Annotated in this window: 14 protein-coding genes; 6 read left to right on the forward strand and 8 right to left on the reverse strand. The window is 59.6% G+C overall.

The features are described 5' to 3' along the window. Positions 1-12: 12 nt before the first annotated feature. The 3 genes from HSS18214_RS0108040 to HSS18214_RS0108050 form a co-directional block, all read right to left on the reverse strand. Positions 13-1,149 carry an RNA-guided endonuclease InsQ/TnpB family protein gene (locus HSS18214_RS0108040; protein WP_016914777.1) on the reverse strand — a complete coding sequence of 379 codons (1,137 nt, stop codon included), beginning with the start codon at positions 1,147-1,149 and terminating at the stop codon, positions 13-15. A gap of 281 nt (positions 1,150-1,430) precedes the next feature. After that, positions 1,431-4,544, reverse strand: coding sequence for a multidrug efflux RND transporter permease subunit (locus HSS18214_RS0108045; RefSeq protein WP_016914778.1), 3,114 nt, complete (start codon positions 4,542-4,544; stop codon positions 1,431-1,433). A gap of 30 nt (positions 4,545-4,574) precedes the next feature. Continuing rightward, the gene (locus HSS18214_RS0108050) at positions 4,575-5,738 is read right to left on the reverse strand and encodes an efflux RND transporter periplasmic adaptor subunit (protein WP_016914779.1); all 1,164 of its coding nucleotides are present in this window, start codon (positions 5,736-5,738) and stop codon (positions 4,575-4,577) included. A 130-nt stretch (positions 5,739-5,868) separates the two neighbouring features. Between HSS18214_RS0108050 and HSS18214_RS0108055 the strand changes: the two genes are divergently transcribed. Then, the gene (locus tag HSS18214_RS0108055; protein ID WP_050980301.1) at positions 5,869-6,603 is read left to right on the forward strand and encodes a response regulator; all 735 of its coding nucleotides are present in this window, start codon (positions 5,869-5,871) and stop codon (positions 6,601-6,603) included. Further along, positions 6,600-7,679 (forward strand): ATP-binding protein, encoded by a 1,080-nt coding sequence (locus tag HSS18214_RS0108060; protein WP_016914781.1) that lies wholly within the window; start codon positions 6,600-6,602, stop codon positions 7,677-7,679. Before HSS18214_RS0108055 ends, HSS18214_RS0108060 begins: the two co-directional genes overlap by 4 nt. Positions 7,680-7,866: 187 nt before the next feature. On the opposite strand, the gene HSS18214_RS0108065 is transcribed toward HSS18214_RS0108060, so the two are convergent. Continuing rightward, on the reverse strand, positions 7,867-8,676 hold the full coding sequence (locus HSS18214_RS0108065; protein WP_016914782.1) for a sulfite exporter TauE/SafE family protein: 810 nt from the start codon (positions 8,674-8,676) through the stop codon (positions 7,867-7,869). Between the two features lie 107 nt (positions 8,677-8,783). On the opposite strand from HSS18214_RS0108065, the gene HSS18214_RS0108070 reads away from it, so the two are divergent. The 3 genes from HSS18214_RS0108070 (at position 8,784) to HSS18214_RS0108080 (ending at position 10,312) form a co-directional block, all read left to right on the forward strand. Then, entirely contained in the window at positions 8,784-9,557 is a 774-nt protein-coding gene (locus HSS18214_RS0108070) for an AraC family transcriptional regulator (RefSeq protein ID WP_016914783.1), read from the forward strand. Between the two features lie 207 nt (positions 9,558-9,764). Continuing rightward, positions 9,765-10,013 carry a type II toxin-antitoxin system ParD family antitoxin gene (locus HSS18214_RS0108075; RefSeq protein ID WP_016914784.1) on the forward strand — a complete coding sequence of 83 codons (249 nt, stop codon included), beginning with the start codon at positions 9,765-9,767 and terminating at the stop codon, positions 10,011-10,013. Continuing rightward, positions 10,013-10,312 (forward strand): type II toxin-antitoxin system RelE/ParE family toxin, encoded by a 300-nt coding sequence (locus tag HSS18214_RS0108080; protein ID WP_016914785.1) that lies wholly within the window; start codon positions 10,013-10,015, stop codon positions 10,310-10,312. The genes HSS18214_RS0108075 and HSS18214_RS0108080 overlap by 1 nt, the downstream gene beginning before the upstream one ends. On the opposite strand, the gene HSS18214_RS19495 is transcribed toward HSS18214_RS0108080, so the two are convergent. Next, the gene (locus HSS18214_RS19495) at positions 10,294-10,596 is read right to left on the reverse strand and encodes a DUF808 family protein (RefSeq protein WP_337459488.1); all 303 of its coding nucleotides are present in this window, start codon (positions 10,594-10,596) and stop codon (positions 10,294-10,296) included. The genes HSS18214_RS0108080 and HSS18214_RS19495 overlap by 19 nt on opposite strands. 227 nt (positions 10,597-10,823) lie before the next feature. On the opposite strand from HSS18214_RS19495, the gene cml reads away from it, so the two are divergent. Continuing rightward, positions 10,824-12,011: a CmlA/FloR family chloramphenicol efflux MFS transporter gene (gene cml / locus HSS18214_RS0108085; RefSeq protein ID WP_371827792.1), complete on the forward strand. Its 1,188-nt coding sequence runs from the start codon at positions 10,824-10,826 to the stop codon at positions 12,009-12,011. Positions 12,012-12,045: 34 nt separating this feature from the next. Here the strand turns inward: cml and HSS18214_RS0108090 are convergent, their stop codons facing one another. From HSS18214_RS0108090 to HSS18214_RS0108100, 3 genes are all read right to left on the reverse strand, one after another. Then, complete coding sequence (locus HSS18214_RS0108090; RefSeq protein WP_016914787.1) at positions 12,046-12,627, reverse strand: DedA family protein; 582 nt, start codon at positions 12,625-12,627, stop codon at positions 12,046-12,048. Positions 12,628-13,286: 659 nt separating this feature from the next. Beyond that, positions 13,287-14,858, reverse strand: coding sequence for an aldehyde dehydrogenase (NADP(+)) (locus HSS18214_RS0108095; protein WP_016914788.1), 1,572 nt, complete (start codon positions 14,856-14,858; stop codon positions 13,287-13,289). Positions 14,859-14,890: 32 nt separating this feature from the next. Continuing rightward, complete coding sequence (locus tag HSS18214_RS0108100; RefSeq protein WP_016914789.1) at positions 14,891-16,063, reverse strand: fumarylacetoacetate hydrolase family protein; 1,173 nt, start codon at positions 16,061-16,063, stop codon at positions 14,891-14,893. Between the last annotated feature and the right edge of the window lie 9 nt (positions 16,064-16,072).

The following is a 16,072-nucleotide window of genomic DNA, read 5'->3' on the forward strand; positions in this document are numbered from 1 at the left end:
CACACGCCTTCACTAGATAGCAGCCAGGCCGCTGCCCTCCGCTCCGGTCGCTCCACAGGCTAACCCCGCCAGCCCGGCGGTTTGTATATTCCTGGCCGCGTTGATGTCGCGGTCAATGGGATAGCCGCAGCTTTCGCAGTGCCAGTGACGTTGCGACAGCGGCAGCTTCTCAACCTTGTAGCCACAGCCATGACACCGCTTGCTGCTGGGGAACCACTGGCTCACTTTCACCAGTTGGCGCCCCGCCCAGGCGGCCTTGTATTCCAGTTGCCGGACGAACTCACCCCACCCGGCATCGCTAATGGATTTAGAAAGCCGTCTATTCTTGATCATACCAATGATATTAAGTGACTCGACGCACAGGACTTGGTTTTCGTTAATGAGTGCGCGGGTCGCTTTGTGGGTAGCGTCACGGCGACAGTCGGCGATCTTGGCATGTAGCCGTGCCACTTTCCGGCGGTGTTTGTTGCGGTTGTTTGAACCTGTCTGTTTTTTCGCCAACCGGCGCTGCAAGCAGGCCAGCTTCGCCTCGTAGCGTTTCAGATGACGCGGATTGCCCGATTTTGCGCCGTCACTGGTAATGAACAAATCGCTCAAGCCGAGGTCAATGCCGACCGTTTTGCGCGTGACCGGAAGCGCTTTTGGCACGAAATCACACAGGCAACTGATGAAGTAGCGTCCAGCACGATCGCGTGAAATCGTGATGGTAGAGGGTGCAGAGGGTAGTGACCGGCTCCATCGGATGGGTAACGGCGTCTTCGCTTTTGCGATAGTGATCTCACCATCCCGATAGCGGAACGCGGCCTTGGTCAGCCGGATCGACTGCCGGCAATCCTTGCGCTTGAAACGTGGGTAGCGCGCCTTGAGCTTTGGGTTGAAGAAGTTGTCGAAGGCGGCTTTCTGGTCGCGGAGCGTTTGCTGCAGGATCACGCTGGAAACATCCCGCAACCACGGAAACTCCGCCTTTAAGCCCACCAGTCGCTTTTCCGCCGATGAGTGCGAGACCGATTCACCGCGCTGCTGATACGCCTCGGTGCGATAGGCCAGGGTATTATTCCAGACAAAACGGGCACACCCGAACGACTGCGCCAGCAGCTCAGCCTGTTCGGAGGTGGGGTAGAACCGTTCTTTGTAGGCACGCTTTTTCATACTGTATAAATATCAGGGCAATGAGGCGAAGTCAATCTGGCACCGCTACGCGGTGCGCGCTTGTATCACCGCCCGACTGGGCGATGCATTACGCGCTGTTTGGTAAACGTTCTGAGTGTCTACGAAGATGGCAACGCGGGTCATGGCATGGGGGCCTCGGCAGTGAGTGTGCCCCCATGGTACGCGATAACCCATGCCCTCGAACTCAGTATATTGGGCTCCTCACATCAGACCTTCACTCCTGAATAAAAGAGGCCATGAGCCTGGCGTCAAGCCGCTTTCTAGCCATGACGGCGCGCGCGCCACTCCAACACACGCTCCTGAAGCCCCATCACGAACACGAAAAACACCGGAACGAACAGCACCACCAACAAGGTACCGCTGACCATGCCGCCAAACACGCCGGTGCCGATGGCGTGTTGGGTATTGGCGCTAGCGCCGTAGGCAAGCATCAACGGCACCACGCCGAGGCCGAAGGCGAGTGATGTCATCAGGATCGGGCGCAGGCGCAGTCTGGCGGCCTCCACTGCCGCTTCCCGTAATCCCCAGCCTTGTTCGCGAAGCTGTTTGGCAAATTCCACGATCAGGATTGCGTTCTTCGCCGACAGCCCAATCACGGTGATCATGCCGACCTTGAAGAACACATCGTTGGGCAGCCCCCTCAGCATCACGGCACCCACTGCCCCCAGCAGCCCCAGCGGCACCACCAGCATGACCGAGACCGGAATAGACCAGCTTTCATACAGCGCCGCCAATACCAGAAATACCGCCAGAATCGACAGGGCCATCAGCATGGGTGCCTGGGAAGAAGACTGCCTCTCCTGCAAGGACTGGCCTGTCCAGGCCACGGCGAAACCGGGGGGAAGCTGCTGGACCAAGCGCTCCACCTCGGCCATGGCCTGACCGGTGGAAGCGCCCGCCGCCGCACTCCCGGAAATGCTCGTGGCGGGATAGCCAAGATACCGCTCCAACTGTAGCGGCGTTTCGTCCCACACCGGCGTGACCACCTCGGAAAGCGCCACCATGCCTCCTCGCACATTGCGCACCTGAAGTCTCAACACATCGTCGATCTGCATACGCGCCGGCGCATCCGCTTGCAGGATGACCTGCTGCATACGGCCCTGATTGGGGAAATCGTTGAGGTACGACGACCCCATGGCAGCAGAGAGGATGTCACCAATATTGGCGAAGGGCACGCCCAGAGCCCCGGCCTTGCGGCGGTCGATATCCAGGCGAAGGCTCGCACCCTCGGGCAGGCCATCGGCGTAAACGTCGCTCAAGACCTGGCTTTGCGCGGCCAGCGCGATCAGTGCAGTTTCCGCTTCCTTCAAGGCGGCAGGGCCTTGGTTGCGGAGATCCTGAAGATAAAAAGTAAACCCCGACTTGGTACCCAGCTCATCGATTGCCGGGGGCAACAGGCTCATCACCGTGCCTTCGTTGAGCTGCTCCATGGCCTGCTGGGCTAGCTCGGCTTCTTCCGCCGTGGTCGCGCCATCGCGTTTCCCCCAATCCTCGAGCATGGTGAACGCCAGCGCCGTATTCGCCCCCGAGCCGGAAAACCCGAAGCCCAGGATGGACATGTTGCCGCTCACCGCCGCACGTGACATCACATGATTCTCGTAGGCCTTGACCACCTCCAGGGTCCGCTCGGTGGTCGCGTTGGCGGGTAGCTGAATACTGGTCATGAAGTACCCCTGATCCTCTTCTGGCAAAAACGATGACGGTAGCCTGCTCATGGCAAACAGCAACACGCCCGACAGCGCCAAGAACAGCACCATGAGCCGACCGCTGCGAGCGACCAGCCCGGTCACCTGGCGCTGATAGCGCCCGGTCAGAACATCGAAACGACGATTGAACCAGCCAAAAAAGCCACGTTTGTCATGATGATCGGCAGCCACGGGCCTGAGCAGGCTCGCGCATAGCGCTGGCGTCAGCGTGAGCGCCAGAAACGCCGAGAACAGAATCGAGACCACCATCGACAGCGCGAACTGTTGATAGATCACTCCCACCGAACCACTCGAAAAAGCCATGGGCACGAAGACCACGGTCAGCACCAGAGTGATGCCGATGACCGCGCCGGTGATCTCTTTAATCGCCTTTTGAGTGGCCTCTTTCGGCGGCAGCCCTTCCGAAGCCATGATGCGCTCGACGTTTTCCACCACCACGATGGCATCGTCGACGATAATGCCGATAGCCAGGACCATGCCGAACATGGTCAACACGTTGATCGAGAACCCCGCCAACAGCATGACCGTGAACGTGCCCAATAGCGCAATCGGTGCCACCAACGCAGGAATCAGGGTGTAGCGCACCTTCTGCAGAAACAGCAGCATGACCAGAAACACCAGCACCATCGCCTCGATCAAGGTGTGGATGACCTTCTGTATGGAGACCTTGACGAAGGGAGCCGTGTCGAAAGGCACCGAATAGTTCATCCCCGCAGGCAGGCTTGCGCCAAGCTCGGCAAGGCGCGCGCGTACGCCATCGGCCGTGCGTACGGCGTTGGCCCCAGGCGCGAGCTGGATAGCCGCAGCGGTGGCGGGCTGCCCATTCTCACGATTCGAGAAGCCATAGGATTGAGCCCCTAGCGCCACCCTGGCCACATCGCCCACCACCACCTGAGCGCCGCTCTCGTCAGCGCGCAGCACAATCGCAGCGAACTCCTCGGGGGTACGCAGTTGCCCGTCGGCCACCAGCAGCGTGGTGACCCTCTGGCCAGGAACAGCCGGAGAAGCCCCGATACTACCGGGCACGATGGGCGCGTTCTGCGCCTGAATCACGGCGGAAACGTCGTTGATCGAAAGCTCATAGTCCGCGAGTTTTTGCGGGTCGATCCAGATACGCATCGCCTGCTCGGCACCGAACAGCTGCACCTTGCCTACCCCATCGACACGCCGAAGCTCCTCGACCATGTTGCGCGCCATGTAGTCGTTCAAGGCCAATTCATCGAAGCGCCCATCCTCTGACGTCAACCCCACGATCATCAAAAAGCTCGACGACGCGGATTCGACGCTCAGCCCATCCTGACGCACCGCCTGAGGCAAACGGGGCTCCACCGCCTTGAGCTTGTTCTGAACGTCCACCTGGGCCATCTCCGGGTCGGTACCCGGCTTGAAGGTCACGGTGACCGACGCCGAGCCCGAGGCATCGGCGGTAGATTGGTAATACAGCACGTTCTTGACGCTGGAAAGCTCACGCTCGATCAGGCTGACGACGGTGTCGCTCATGGTTTGTGGGGTTGCGCCAGGGTAGGTGGCGGTGATGGTCACCGACGGCGGCGCCACGGAGGGATAATGCGCCACCGGCAGCGAGGGAATGGAGATCACACCCAACAAGATGATGAACAGGGCGATCACCCATGCAAAGACTGGGCGCTGGATGAAGAACTGGGGCATGGCAGAGAGTCCTGGAGCGAGTTCTGAATATCAGCGAATGGAGGCAGCAATGGCGCCGTCGGGTGTAGGGGCCACCCAGCTCACTGGATCGACCTGTGCACCGTCCGCCAAGCGCTCGACGCCTTCCACGACGACTTTCTGGCCTTCGGTCAGGCCGGCCTGAACCCGGTAGCGCCCCTCTTTCACGTCAGCAAGCTCGACGGCCATCATCTCGACCCGTTCGCTGTCGTCCATCACCCACACATAGGGCTTGCCCCCAATGCGCACCACGGACTGCTGCGCGACGCTCAGCACCGCGTCATACCGGGCATACGGCACGCGTGCACGCACGAACATGCCAGGCAGTAGCCGCCGTTCCGGGTTCTCCACCAGCACACGCAGCAGCAGGTTGCCAGTGCTGGCATCGACTTCGATACCCGAAAAAAGCAGATGGGCGGCGACGTCATAAGGCGCACCATCACGGCCCAACAGGGTAATCGGCATGCCGCCCTCGAGAGCGGGGTAAGAAGCCATGGCATCCTGGAGCCCATCGAGAGAGGACGATGGGCGGCGAACATCCACATAGACCTTGTCGATGTTTTGCACCCGCGCCAAAGGAGTACTCTCGCCGCTGCCGACCAACGCCCCCTCGGTCACCATCGCCTGATCGACGCGCCCGGAAATCGGCGTCGTCACCGTGGCAAACGCCAGGTCGAGGCGGCGACGTGACAGCGTTGCGCGGGCCTCCGACACGTTCGCCTCGGCCTGGCGGGCAGTGGACACAGCATCGTCATAGGCCTGACGGCTCACCGATGCCCCCCGCACCAAGGTTTCCAGCCGCGCCGACTGGGCGCGGGCATTGGCAAGCTCCGCTTCGGCTTTTTGCAGCGCGGCTTGGGCGATATCCACCTCTGCCTGAAAGGGCGCCGGGTTGATTTCGAACAAGGCCTGCCCTGCGGCTACTTCGTGGCCTTGCTCGAACAGACGCCGTTGAACGATGCCGCCGACCTGAGCGCGAATGTCGGCCACTTGAAACGGCGCGACCCGCCCGATCAGGTCCTCGGCAATCTCCCACTCGCCTGCGGCCAGGGTTTCGACGGAAACCCGAGGCACAGACGGCACATCGACCTCCTCCACCTGAGGCTCACACCCTGCCAGCAAGGTCATCAACAAGGCGACCACACCACCACGACGGCATACCATTCCAAGCTTCATGACGAGTTCCTTCAGTACAGGCAGAGGCCTGCCAATAGAATGGAAGGGACTATAGCGGCCCAGCATGGGATTCACGTCGACGGTATGTGGAGATATGATGGAGAACGAATTTCATCGTCTTCGAGCCCTCATGCATACGACTCATCAGCCCTCCCCTGCCACCTCAGGCGTGCAAGCCCTGGTGCTCATCGTCGAAGACGAGCCTGACATCGCGGATATCCTGCAGGCGTATCTGGCACGCGCGGGGCTGCGAACCCTGCACGCAGCGGACGGACGCAGGGCGCTGGATATGCACGCCACGATGAAACCCGACCTGGTATTGCTCGATGTGAAAATGCCGAAGCTGGACGGATGGCAGGTGCTGTCGGAAATTCGCCACCGAGGCCCCACCCCGGTCATCATGTTGACGGCCATGGATCAAGACATCGACAAACTGATGGGCCTGCGCTTCGGCGCCGACGACTATGTCGTAAAGCCCTTCAATCCCGCCGAAGTGGTTGCGCGGACTCAAGCTGTGCTGAGACGAACCCTGAACGATGCCCACCACCCGCCCCAGGTGCTTCGCATCCCGCCCTTCGAGATCGACCTGGAGCAGCATGAAGCATCCGTGCAGGTGAACGGCTCCTCGCACACGTTGGCCCTGACGCTCACCGAGTTCAGGCTATTGACCCACTTGGCACGGGCACCCAAAAGAGTCTGCACCCGCGCAGAGCTGCTGGCGGCCTGCCTACCCGAAGGCGAAGCAATGGAGCGCACGGTGGACAGCCATATCAGCAAGCTGCGCAAGAAGCTCGAAGACCTGGGCATCAACGGCATGCCAGCAAGTATTCGCGGCGTTGGCTACCGCCTGTGGGGCACGGAATGAAGCTCGTCGGGTTGAGCCGCACCATTGCCTTGACCATGGCCGCGATGGCTTTCGGCATCACCCTGTTGGTAGTGGTCACCTCGTATCTGTTTTATTTTCTGGCGTCTCGCTACTGGCAGGACTCACTCGACGATTTCGGCCTGTTCCCCACCGGTCCGGAATGGATCTGGCTCGCCCTGACTACGCTCACCGGGCTCACCTTCGCGATGATCGTCGGCGTACAGCTGGCGCGGCGTATCCTGGTGCCGCTGAACTCCGTCACGCTGGGCATTCGCAAGGTGGCACAGGGCGACCTGAGCGCCCGAGCCACCACAGGAGACCGCTCGCTGGGCGAAGCCGCCGTGCTGGCCAACGACTTCAATGCACTGGCCGACCAGCTCCAGCGCATGTCTCAAGAGATGACCTTCTGGAACGCAGCCATTGCCCATGAGCTGCGCACGCCCGTCACTATCTTGCGTGGCCGCCTGCAAGGCTTGGCAGAAGGGGTGTTCCCTCCTGAAACACCGCAGTTTCTGAGCCTGCTGACCCAGATCGACGGCATGGCACAGCTGATCGAAGACCTTCGTGCCGTCAGTCTGGCCGAAAGTGGGCATTTGAACATCGAGATCAAGCAGTGCGAGCTTTCCGCTGACATCGAGTCGGTCGTCGAATTTTGTCGGCATGCACTGAATGCATCACAGCATGAGCCAACGCTCGATTTACAAGCGGGAAGCGTCCATTGCGACCCGTTTCGTATTCGCCAAGCGCTGCTTGCACTGCTGGAAAACGTTCGCCAGCACGCATCGCCAGGCCCCGTCCTCATCCAAACGCGCCAAGACGACGGGGCGTGTGTATTGCGTGTGATCGACGCTGGCCCAGGCATCCCGCCGGACGATGCCACCCATATTTTTACCGCATTCCGACATGCTCGGGAGACCGACACCGGTACACAGGCAGCCAAACGAGGAAGCGGGCTCGGATTGGCAGTCGTGGCGGCGATTGCCAAAGCTCACCATGGCGAGGCCAGATGCTACCCTTCTGACGAAGGCGGCTCCTGTTTCGAGGTGCGCTGGCCGACTCCATCACAATCGACGTGATCACATGGGGCGTGATTGCTGAATGATCGGCAGTGAGAACCTGCCCACCAAGCCAAGCGCCAGAGCGCAGCACTCGGCGCTTTATATCTTTTTCCAGTTCAGCTTCGGAATACACATTACCAAATATGGCCATACACGGTTCTTACATCTTTGCCAAATAAATCTGCCTAGTAAAAGTGTGGCCGCTTCAACCTATAAACACCATCACTACCAGCACCATAGCCAGCAATAGCAGGTACACTCTGGCATGAAGATGGTCAGGAATGCGCCCAATCCAGGTCGACGCCAGGCGAATACCGAGCCATGAGCCCACTGCGAGTACCAGCAAGGCGCGTAGATCCACATAACCGGCATACCAGCCCCCCAACGCTGGGTGGTTCGCCGACAGCAACACATACGTCGCGGTGCCACTCACCGCCATGGGCAACGACAACGGATTGGCCATGGCAGTGGCTGCCGTCATACTCGCGCCTCTCCGGCGCATGAGCGGTACGGTCATCACGCTACCGCCAACGCCCAGTAAGGCGGCCACTGCACCAATCAATGTCCCCGTCATCGCCGTCCCCCCTCGCCCCATAGGACGCACATCACTCCCTGACTGATGCAGAAAACCGGGCCGCAAACTGGCATCCGCAATCGTGAGGGCTAAATAACCAATGAACGCCCAGCGCACCCACTCGCCACTTAACGACACGGCTGCCGCTGCGCCCAGCACAGCGCCCACGGCGATATAGCCCACCAGCGGACGCACCAAGTGCCACTGCACGGTCTGCCGTTGGTGGTGGCGCCATGTGGACAGGGAAGCCGCAAACACCATCAATGCCGTCGAGGTGGCCACCGCGATATGCATAGCCGCCTGACCGATACCACTATCCGGCCCATGGACGAAAATCAGCAGGGTATACAGCAAGGTAACCACCACGAACCCACCACCAAAGCCGAACAATACGGTGGTCACTCCCGCCACCCCGCCACAAAGTAGCAATACGCTATACACCGGCACTCTCCTGATGAAACGAAACAGCAGGCACTATATGCTGGCGAGGATTGGCCAACATTCGTCGTTAGGACAACCATCAACGCGTTTCAGCCAGGTTAACGCTAATGCTCGATACACCTCTTTCAGAGGTAGATCATGTGGCACGGCCCATGGTGGCTATTGGCACGGACTACCGCCCCGGTACCCTCCTCGATTTTCATACCCATCGCCGTGCCCAGTTTCTCTATGGCATGACCGGCGTGATGGAGGTGAATACGGATGACGGCACCTGGATGGTGCCGCCCTTTAGCGGTGTCTGGCTACCTGCGGGCAAGCGGCACCAAGTCCGCATGAACGGGGTGAGCACTCGAAGCCTCTATATCGAGCCCCATGCCGCGCCACGCGCTTCGAGCAGCTGTGAGGTGCTGGTCGTGACGCCTCTCCTGCATCACCTGCTGCTGGCTTCCGCCCACATCCCAGCACTCTATGATGAAAATGGCCGCGACGGAGCTCTGGCTCGACTACTCCTATGCGAATTGGAACAGGCTGAGGCCCTGCCACTATTTGCGCCCCTGCCCCACGACCTGCCACTCGCCAGCCTGTGCAGAGATTTTCTCGGCCAGCCGAGCATTCACACCCTTCCTGAAGAGTGGGCTCGGCAGTTGCACTGCAGTCAACGCACCTTTAATCGTCTGTTCCGTCAGCAGACCGGACTCTCCTTTGGGGTATGGCGCCAGCAAGCCTGCCTGATGGCGGCGATTCCCAAGCTGCTCTCCGGCAATTCCGTTACCCGAACCGCACTGGAACTCGGCTACGACAGCCCTGCCGCTTTCTCCAACATGTTTCGCAAGGTGCTCGGCCAATCTCCTAGTACTTTTGTTCGGGCGGCGAATCGTTAGAGGAAGCGTAAAAAGCAGCTGCTACAGGTGTTAGCGCTACCGTTTCAAGACGTTCAGTAATCATCGGTATATAGGTTTCATGGCGTGGAGAATGTCCGCTATCTTCAGCAGCAACATTAGAAAGAGCGTCACTGGTCTGCCCACTTGTCATTCTAGCCAGCCACGCATATATTCATATTTGTTATTTTTTAATACAGGAAGCACATCATGGCAACAACTAGCCTTAGCCTAGGAGAGCACTGGGAAGCCTTCATCAAAAACGAAGTCTCTAGCGGTCGCTACGGCTCCGCAAGTGAGGTGGTGCGGGATGCATTACGTGCCATGGAAGAACGCAAAAGCAAACTTGAGGCGTTACGTACGCACCTAGCCCAAGGTGCCGGGCAAGCGAGCGCTGGCGAATTCGTGGACGATTTCTCAATGGATGCATTAATCAGCGATTTGGATAACGAATCGTAATGCCCACATTCCGTATCACACCGAGAGCAAGGGACGATTTAAAAGATATCGGCCGCTATACGGAATGGCAGTGGGGCAAGAACCAACGGAATACCTATCTAAGGGATTTTGAAAAACGGTTTCACTGGCTCGCAGAAAATCCCCTGCTAGGAAGACATCGCCCAGATATCAAAGAAGGTTATTTTAGCTACCCTCAAGGCCAGCACGTTATTTTTTATCTGATTGGCCATGAATGCATTGAAATCATTGGCATTCCTCATAAAGAGATGGATATCGTTTCCTATTTTCTGACTGATTGACGACACCAGGCGCCCCCTACCGTGTGTATAGGGCGATGGCATCGTGGCATGCGCCGTATTGGCAGAAATAAGATGCAACACCCCCACCACCACCAGTTTTCTTCTCGGCGTCCGGCCTCCGTCGCTCGCCCTGCGGCCACGCTTACATCGTCCAGCGAGGCGGCGGACAGCTTCGCCAGCGCGGCAATGTCATCCAGCAACCCAATCCAGCCGCCAATGGCCATGGGTATTTCCTCCGTGAATAAGCGTTGTTGATCGTAAAGCACACTGTAGCGGGGGGGCATTGCCCGTTTCACGCCAACAGACAGCGCTGTGACGATCTGATACGCTCACGACATCAAGGACAGCCACGACCTATCACAGGAAAAGCACGCCCATGGGTTCCAAAAAAGCAGACCGCTAAGCCGCAACAACCCTGCTTCACTCGTTGTTGCGGCAGCCTGACCATCACATCGATGCCCTGCAGGCCGCCGTCGAATACGCTGATTCGTATGGAGCTTTTCCTGTGCCTATTCAAAACCCAAGCCCTTGGGCTTATCGCCTACCCCTGGCGCTGGCGTTGATGGCCCCTTTCAATCTGCTTGCCTCACTCGGCATGGATATCTACCTGCCGGTGGTGCCCGCCATGCCGGGCATTCTCGATACCACGCCCGAGGTCGTTCAGCTCACGCTGACGCTCTACATGATCATGCTGGGCGTGGGCCAGATCCTCTTTGGCCCGCTTTCAGACCGCCTGGGCCGTCGCCCCATCCTGATCGGCGGCACCCTCGTTTTCGCGGCGGCCTCCTTCTTCCTGGCATTCACCACGGAAGCCTGGCTATTCGTGGGGCTCAGGCTGGTGCAGGCCATGGGAGCCGCCGCCATGCTGGTCGCGATGTTTGCCCCGGTGCGCGATGTGTACGCCAACACGCCGGAAAGTGCGGTCATCTACAGCCTGATGAATGCCATGCTGGCGGTGGTGCCTGCGCTGGGGCCTATCGTGGGCGCGCTGATAGCCCGTTACCTGGGCTGGAGCGCCCTGTTCATCACCCTGGGCATTCTGGCCCTGCTGACCCTCGGCTACGCCTTCCCGAGATGGCATGAAACACGCAAGGTATACGCCCCCACCCGCCTGGCGGATATGGGACGCGTGCTCAACAGCGCTCACTTCTGGGTTTATACGGTCGCGTTCGGGACCGCCATGGGGGCGTTTTTCGTGTTCTTCTCGACGGCCCCCCGAGTGCTCATCGAAGCGGCGGGCTTTAGCGAGTTGGGGTTCAGCGTGGCCTTTGCGACGGTGGCCCTGGTCATGATCGTGACGGCGCGCTTTGCCAAACGTTTCGTGACGCGCTGGGGCATTCCCGGCTGCGCCCTGCGTGGCGCGCTGATTCTGCTGGCCAGCGCAGGCCTGCTGGGGCTGGGGGAAGTGTTCTTCACGCCAAACCTGTGGTCGTTTGTCTTACCGATGTGGCTCGCCGCCGTGGGCATCGTGTTGATCACCTCCGTGACCGCCAACGGCGCGCTGCACGCCTTCAGCGACATGGCTGGCACCGCCGTGGCGCTGCACTTCTGTGTGCAGAGCCTGATCGTGGGTGGCGTGGGCACTGCGGTGGTGGTCATGCTGGATGGCAGCACGGCGTGGCCGCTGATCGCCTACACCGGCGGCATGGCAGCGCTGACGCTGGGGCTGCTCACCGGCTTAGCTCGGCGGAAGCGGTAACGATAGGGTAATGCATGTGCAGGGGTGGCTGCGCTCAATCGCGCATCTTCAAGCGCTGAGCCCTTCTCCGCCGAGTGGCCACCACGGCCGCGACCGCGACGCAAAGCACGGCGGCCACCCCTGCCAGCACCACATGGGAAAGGCTGCTCAATCGCTCAAACAGTGGCGCGAGCGCCTGACCAAACAGATAACCGAGCGTGACCCAAGCGGCCGACCAGATCAGCGCCGACAACGCATTGAGCACGATGAAACGGGGCCAGGGAAAGTTGGTCGTGCCGATGGTCAGCGCACCGGCCATGCGCAGCCCGTAAAGGAACCGCAAGGAGAACGCGAACGTATTCGGGTGGGCGTTGAACGTCGTCAGTACCCGCCCACCCGCCGCGCTACGCTGAACCGAGCGAACGATGGCGCTATTGCGCCACCCATGCCCGAGCAGGAAGAACACTTGGTCCGCAAGGAAAGCGCCCAAGGCAAGCGAGACCACCGCTTCACCAAACCCGATCAGGTGCCGATGCATCATGATGCCGCCCAGCATCGCGACGGCTTCGCCCTCCAGGCTCGCCCCCACGAACAAGCCGAGGCTGCCATAGTTCGCCACGAAATAATCAAGCGTCATGTGCATTCATCCATCAAGTAACCCCGCCAGGTGGGTGCCACGTAAACGCAATCTCTATCACGATTCAGGATGATGCAGAGGTGAATGAGGTTTATGGAAGGCAGGCAGCTGCTTCAGTTGGCAGCCAACCTGGCTGCCCCAAGCGGCACATGAGCCGATTGCCCCGCCTATTCGGCTCATGGGCCAGGAAGCGCCACGCCTTAAAGCAAACCAGCCCTGCTCACTGCCATTATCTAATGTCACCGACGTCACAACAACGAACACATCTACGGCCAAACCCCTCAGCTTTCATTAGCGGATTACCATGGCATGATTGTAATCCCTGAATCTAGGAGTAGCAGATTGCCGCGGCTGTTGCGTCGGGAAGTAAGTGATCATTGGCTCAGCCCCAACCAAAGCGCGTTCTTGGAAAGCAGCCCTGTGGGATGGATGCCCTCCAACTGCAGAGGGCGACAAACCAGCCCCTCGGCCTTCAAGGTATAAGCAGATGATGGTGCAGAAATTATCGCTCTTCACCCACCTTAGCCAGCAGCATAGAGACCTCACAGTCAAATACACTGTGGCTGGCAAGGAACCTCGCCCACTGAAGCGAAAAAAGGCGGCCTTGTGGACCGCCGAAAGAACCCTGCATGCTTGCCATCAAGGAGGTGCGATGGCAATTAAGCCTCGCGCTGACCATCTACCAGACGCGACAACCTCAGTGGGTTTCCATCCTTGAGCGCCTCAGGAAGTAGATCCGTTGGCAGGTTTTGGTAGCACACAGGTCTCAAGAAGCGCTGAATGGCTGCGCTGCCCACCGAGGTAGTGCGCGCATCTGAGGTAGCCGGGAAGGGCCCACCGTGAACCATAGCGTGACACACCTCCACACCTGTGGGCCAGCCATTGACCAGCACCCGCCCAGCCTTGCGCTCAAGCACCGATAACAGCGGCCGGGCAGCCTCGACATCGACTTCATCTAGCTGCAAGGTGGCGGTTAGCTGGCCCTCCAAGGCCTCTGCCACTATGCGCATCTGAACAAGGTCCTCGCATTCGATAACTAACGAGGCAGAACCAAACACCTCAGACTGCAGCGCCTCGCTATCCAGGAAGTCAGTGGCGGTAGCAACAAAGAGTCCAGCTTGGCACTGATGGGGCCCTTCGCCCACTTGCCCCTTAGCCACTTCTCGGGCGTGGCTAGCTAACTGTTCTACTCCCTCCATATAAGCACCGTAAATACCTGGGGTAAGCATGGTCTGTGCAGCGCTTTTAGTGAGAACCTCGGCAGCAACAGCAAGAAAAGCGTCCAGCGCTTTGCCTTTCACACCCAGCACCAGTCCTGGGTTGGTACAAAACTGGCCAGCGCCCATATTGAGCGAGGATACGAACCCCTCGGCGAGTTCATGACCACGAGTCTCAAGAGCCTGAGGCAGCAGAAACACTGGGTTGATGGAGCTCATCTCAGCATATACGGGTATCGGCTGAGGCCGCGCCTGGGCGGTGGCAAGTATCGCCAGTCCTCCGGCTCGCGAGCCGGTGAAGCCCACCGCTTGGATACGCGGATCGGCAACCAGAGCTTGTCCTACCTCGTTTCCCGAGCCAAACAACAACGAGAAGACTCCTTCTGGCATGCCGCTTTCAGCCACGGCCTTCTGCAAAGCGCGCCCCACCAACTCAGAGGTGCCGGGATGGGCGGAATGGGCCTTGACCACCACTGGACAACCGGCAGCCAGTGCCGAGGCGGTATCTCCACCGGCCACACTGAAAGCCAGCGGAAAATTGGAAGCACCAAACACAGCGACCGGTCCAAGTGCAATCTGACACTGGCGCAGGTCGACGCGAGGCATTGGTTGGCGCTCGGGCAGCGCTGGATCGATACGCACACCAAGCCAATCACCAGCTCTGACCACCGAGGCGAACAGGCGCAGCTGGCCGCAGGTGCGACCGCGCTCACCCTCGAGCCGAGCTCGGGGCAACCCAGTCTCGGCCATAGCACGCTCAATCAGGGCGTCGCCCAACGCCTCGATCTCGTTGGCAATAGTTTCAAGAAAGGCCGCACGTTGCTTGAGCGAGGTATCTCGGTAACTGTCGAAGGCCGCCTCAGCAAGCACACATGCGCGCTCCACTTCCGCTTGGCCGCCACCACGGTAGACGGGCTCCAGGAGCTTGCCGGTAGTGGGATCGATGGCGTGAATCTCGCCGCAGCTACCGATGACGGCCTGTTGGCCAATCAGGATTTGTCCGTTCAGGGACATACTTTTCTCCTACTATAGTGGATGGGGTCGTCTCAGGCCTGACCGAGGCGAGCCAAGTGGGCATAGAGGGCGCGCAGTCCATAAGTCCAAGGCGGCAGTCGATCGCTATAATCGACTCCGTTGATAAGAGCACCGAGGCTGGGAGTGGCTATAGTCACCCGATCCCCGGGGTGGTGGGTGAAACCCTGCCCTGTTCCGTCACGGTCCTGAATCGGCGAGAACATGGTACCCAAGAACAGCATGAAGCCATCAGGATATTGGTGGTGGGCACCAATGGTTTGCTCGACCAAGTCGAGCGGATCGCGACTGATTTCGCGCATGTCGCTTTCATCCTCCAACACGAACCCGTCATCGGCACCCTCGATACGAAGTGCGACACGGGCCTGGCGCACAGTATCAAGGGTGAAATCGTCGTCGAACAGCCTCACGAAGGGGCCAATAGCACAGGACGCGTTGTTGTCCTTAGCCTTGCCCAACAGCAGTGCACTACGCCCCTCAATGTCGCGAAGGTTGACGTCATTACCAAGAGTGGCGCCGCGGGGCGTTCCACGAGAATCCACTGCCAGCACGATCTCCGGCTCGGGGTTGTTCCATTGGGAGGCCGGGTGTAATCCGACACGCTCACCCATTCCCATAGAGGATAGTGGCTGAGCCTTGGAGAACACCTCAGCATCCGGGCCGATGCCCACTTCCATGTACTGAGACCAAGCCCCCTTGGCCTGCAACTCGGTTTTGAGCGCCATTGCCTCCGGCGAGCCGGGCTGAATCTGCGAAAGATCTCCGCCAATCAACTCCTGAATCTCATGGCGTAGTTCACTAGCGCGCTGAGGATCACCACCAGCTTGCTCCTCAATTACCCGCTCAAGCAGGCTGACTGCGAAGGTAACACCACACGCCTTGATTGCCTGGAGGTCACAGGGGGCCAGCAATGAAGGAGCGATCCTAGGCTCAGTCATGGAGTTCGCGAGAAGGGTTTCAACGGCACCGAGATCTTCACCAGCGAGACTGCCGACGAAAGCAGCAGGATCATCACGGTCAAGCAGATCAGCAAGCGTCGCGACATCAGCAGAGATGTCAAATACCCTCCCCTGACGTACTACTACGATGGCCGGGCCAGCGAGAGGCGAATCACGCCATACTCGACCTACCAGCAGTGCCCGGTCGAGATCCTCAGGCAAGCAGTCGCGGGGTTGAATGATTTGCATGATGGCTCC

It is taken from the genome of Vreelandella stevensii S18214, from assembly GCF_000275725.1.
In the GTDB taxonomy this organism is placed as follows: Bacteria; Pseudomonadota; Gammaproteobacteria; order Pseudomonadales; family Halomonadaceae; genus Vreelandella; species Vreelandella stevensii.

Excerpts from the sequence above, each read along its gene's own strand:
- HSS18214_RS0108090 (WP_016914787.1), bottom strand. The coding sequence starts at position 12,627 with ATGACGCTTGATTATTTCGTGGCGAACTATGGCAGCCTCGGCTTGTTC.
- HSS18214_RS0108050 (WP_016914779.1), bottom strand. The coding sequence starts at position 5,738 with ATGAAGCTTGGAATGGTATGCCGTCGTGGTGGTGTGGTCGCCTTGTTG.
- HSS18214_RS0108045 (WP_016914778.1), bottom strand. The coding sequence starts at position 4,544 with ATGCCCCAGTTCTTCATCCAGCGCCCAGTCTTTGCATGGGTGATCGCC.
- HSS18214_RS0108060 (WP_016914781.1), top strand. The coding sequence starts at position 6,600 with ATGAAGCTCGTCGGGTTGAGCCGCACCATTGCCTTGACCATGGCCGCG.
- HSS18214_RS0108055 (WP_050980301.1), top strand. The coding sequence starts at position 5,869 with ATGCATACGACTCATCAGCCCTCCCCTGCCACCTCAGGCGTGCAAGCC.
- HSS18214_RS0108095 (WP_016914788.1), bottom strand. The coding sequence starts at position 14,858 with ATGTCCCTGAACGGACAAATCCTGATTGGCCAACAGGCCGTCATCGGT.
- HSS18214_RS19495 (WP_337459488.1), bottom strand. The coding sequence starts at position 10,596 with ATGCCCCCCCGCTACAGTGTGCTTTACGATCAACAACGCTTATTCACG.
- HSS18214_RS0108070 (WP_016914783.1), top strand. The coding sequence starts at position 8,784 with ATGCTCGATACACCTCTTTCAGAGGTAGATCATGTGGCACGGCCCATG.
- HSS18214_RS0108075 (WP_016914784.1), top strand. The coding sequence starts at position 9,765 with ATGGCAACAACTAGCCTTAGCCTAGGAGAGCACTGGGAAGCCTTCATC.
- HSS18214_RS0108080 (WP_016914785.1), top strand. The coding sequence starts at position 10,013 with ATGCCCACATTCCGTATCACACCGAGAGCAAGGGACGATTTAAAAGAT.
- HSS18214_RS0108100 (WP_016914789.1), bottom strand. The coding sequence starts at position 16,063 with ATGCAAATCATTCAACCCCGCGACTGCTTGCCTGAGGATCTCGACCGG.
- HSS18214_RS0108040 (WP_016914777.1), bottom strand. The coding sequence starts at position 1,149 with ATGAAAAAGCGTGCCTACAAAGAACGGTTCTACCCCACCTCCGAACAG.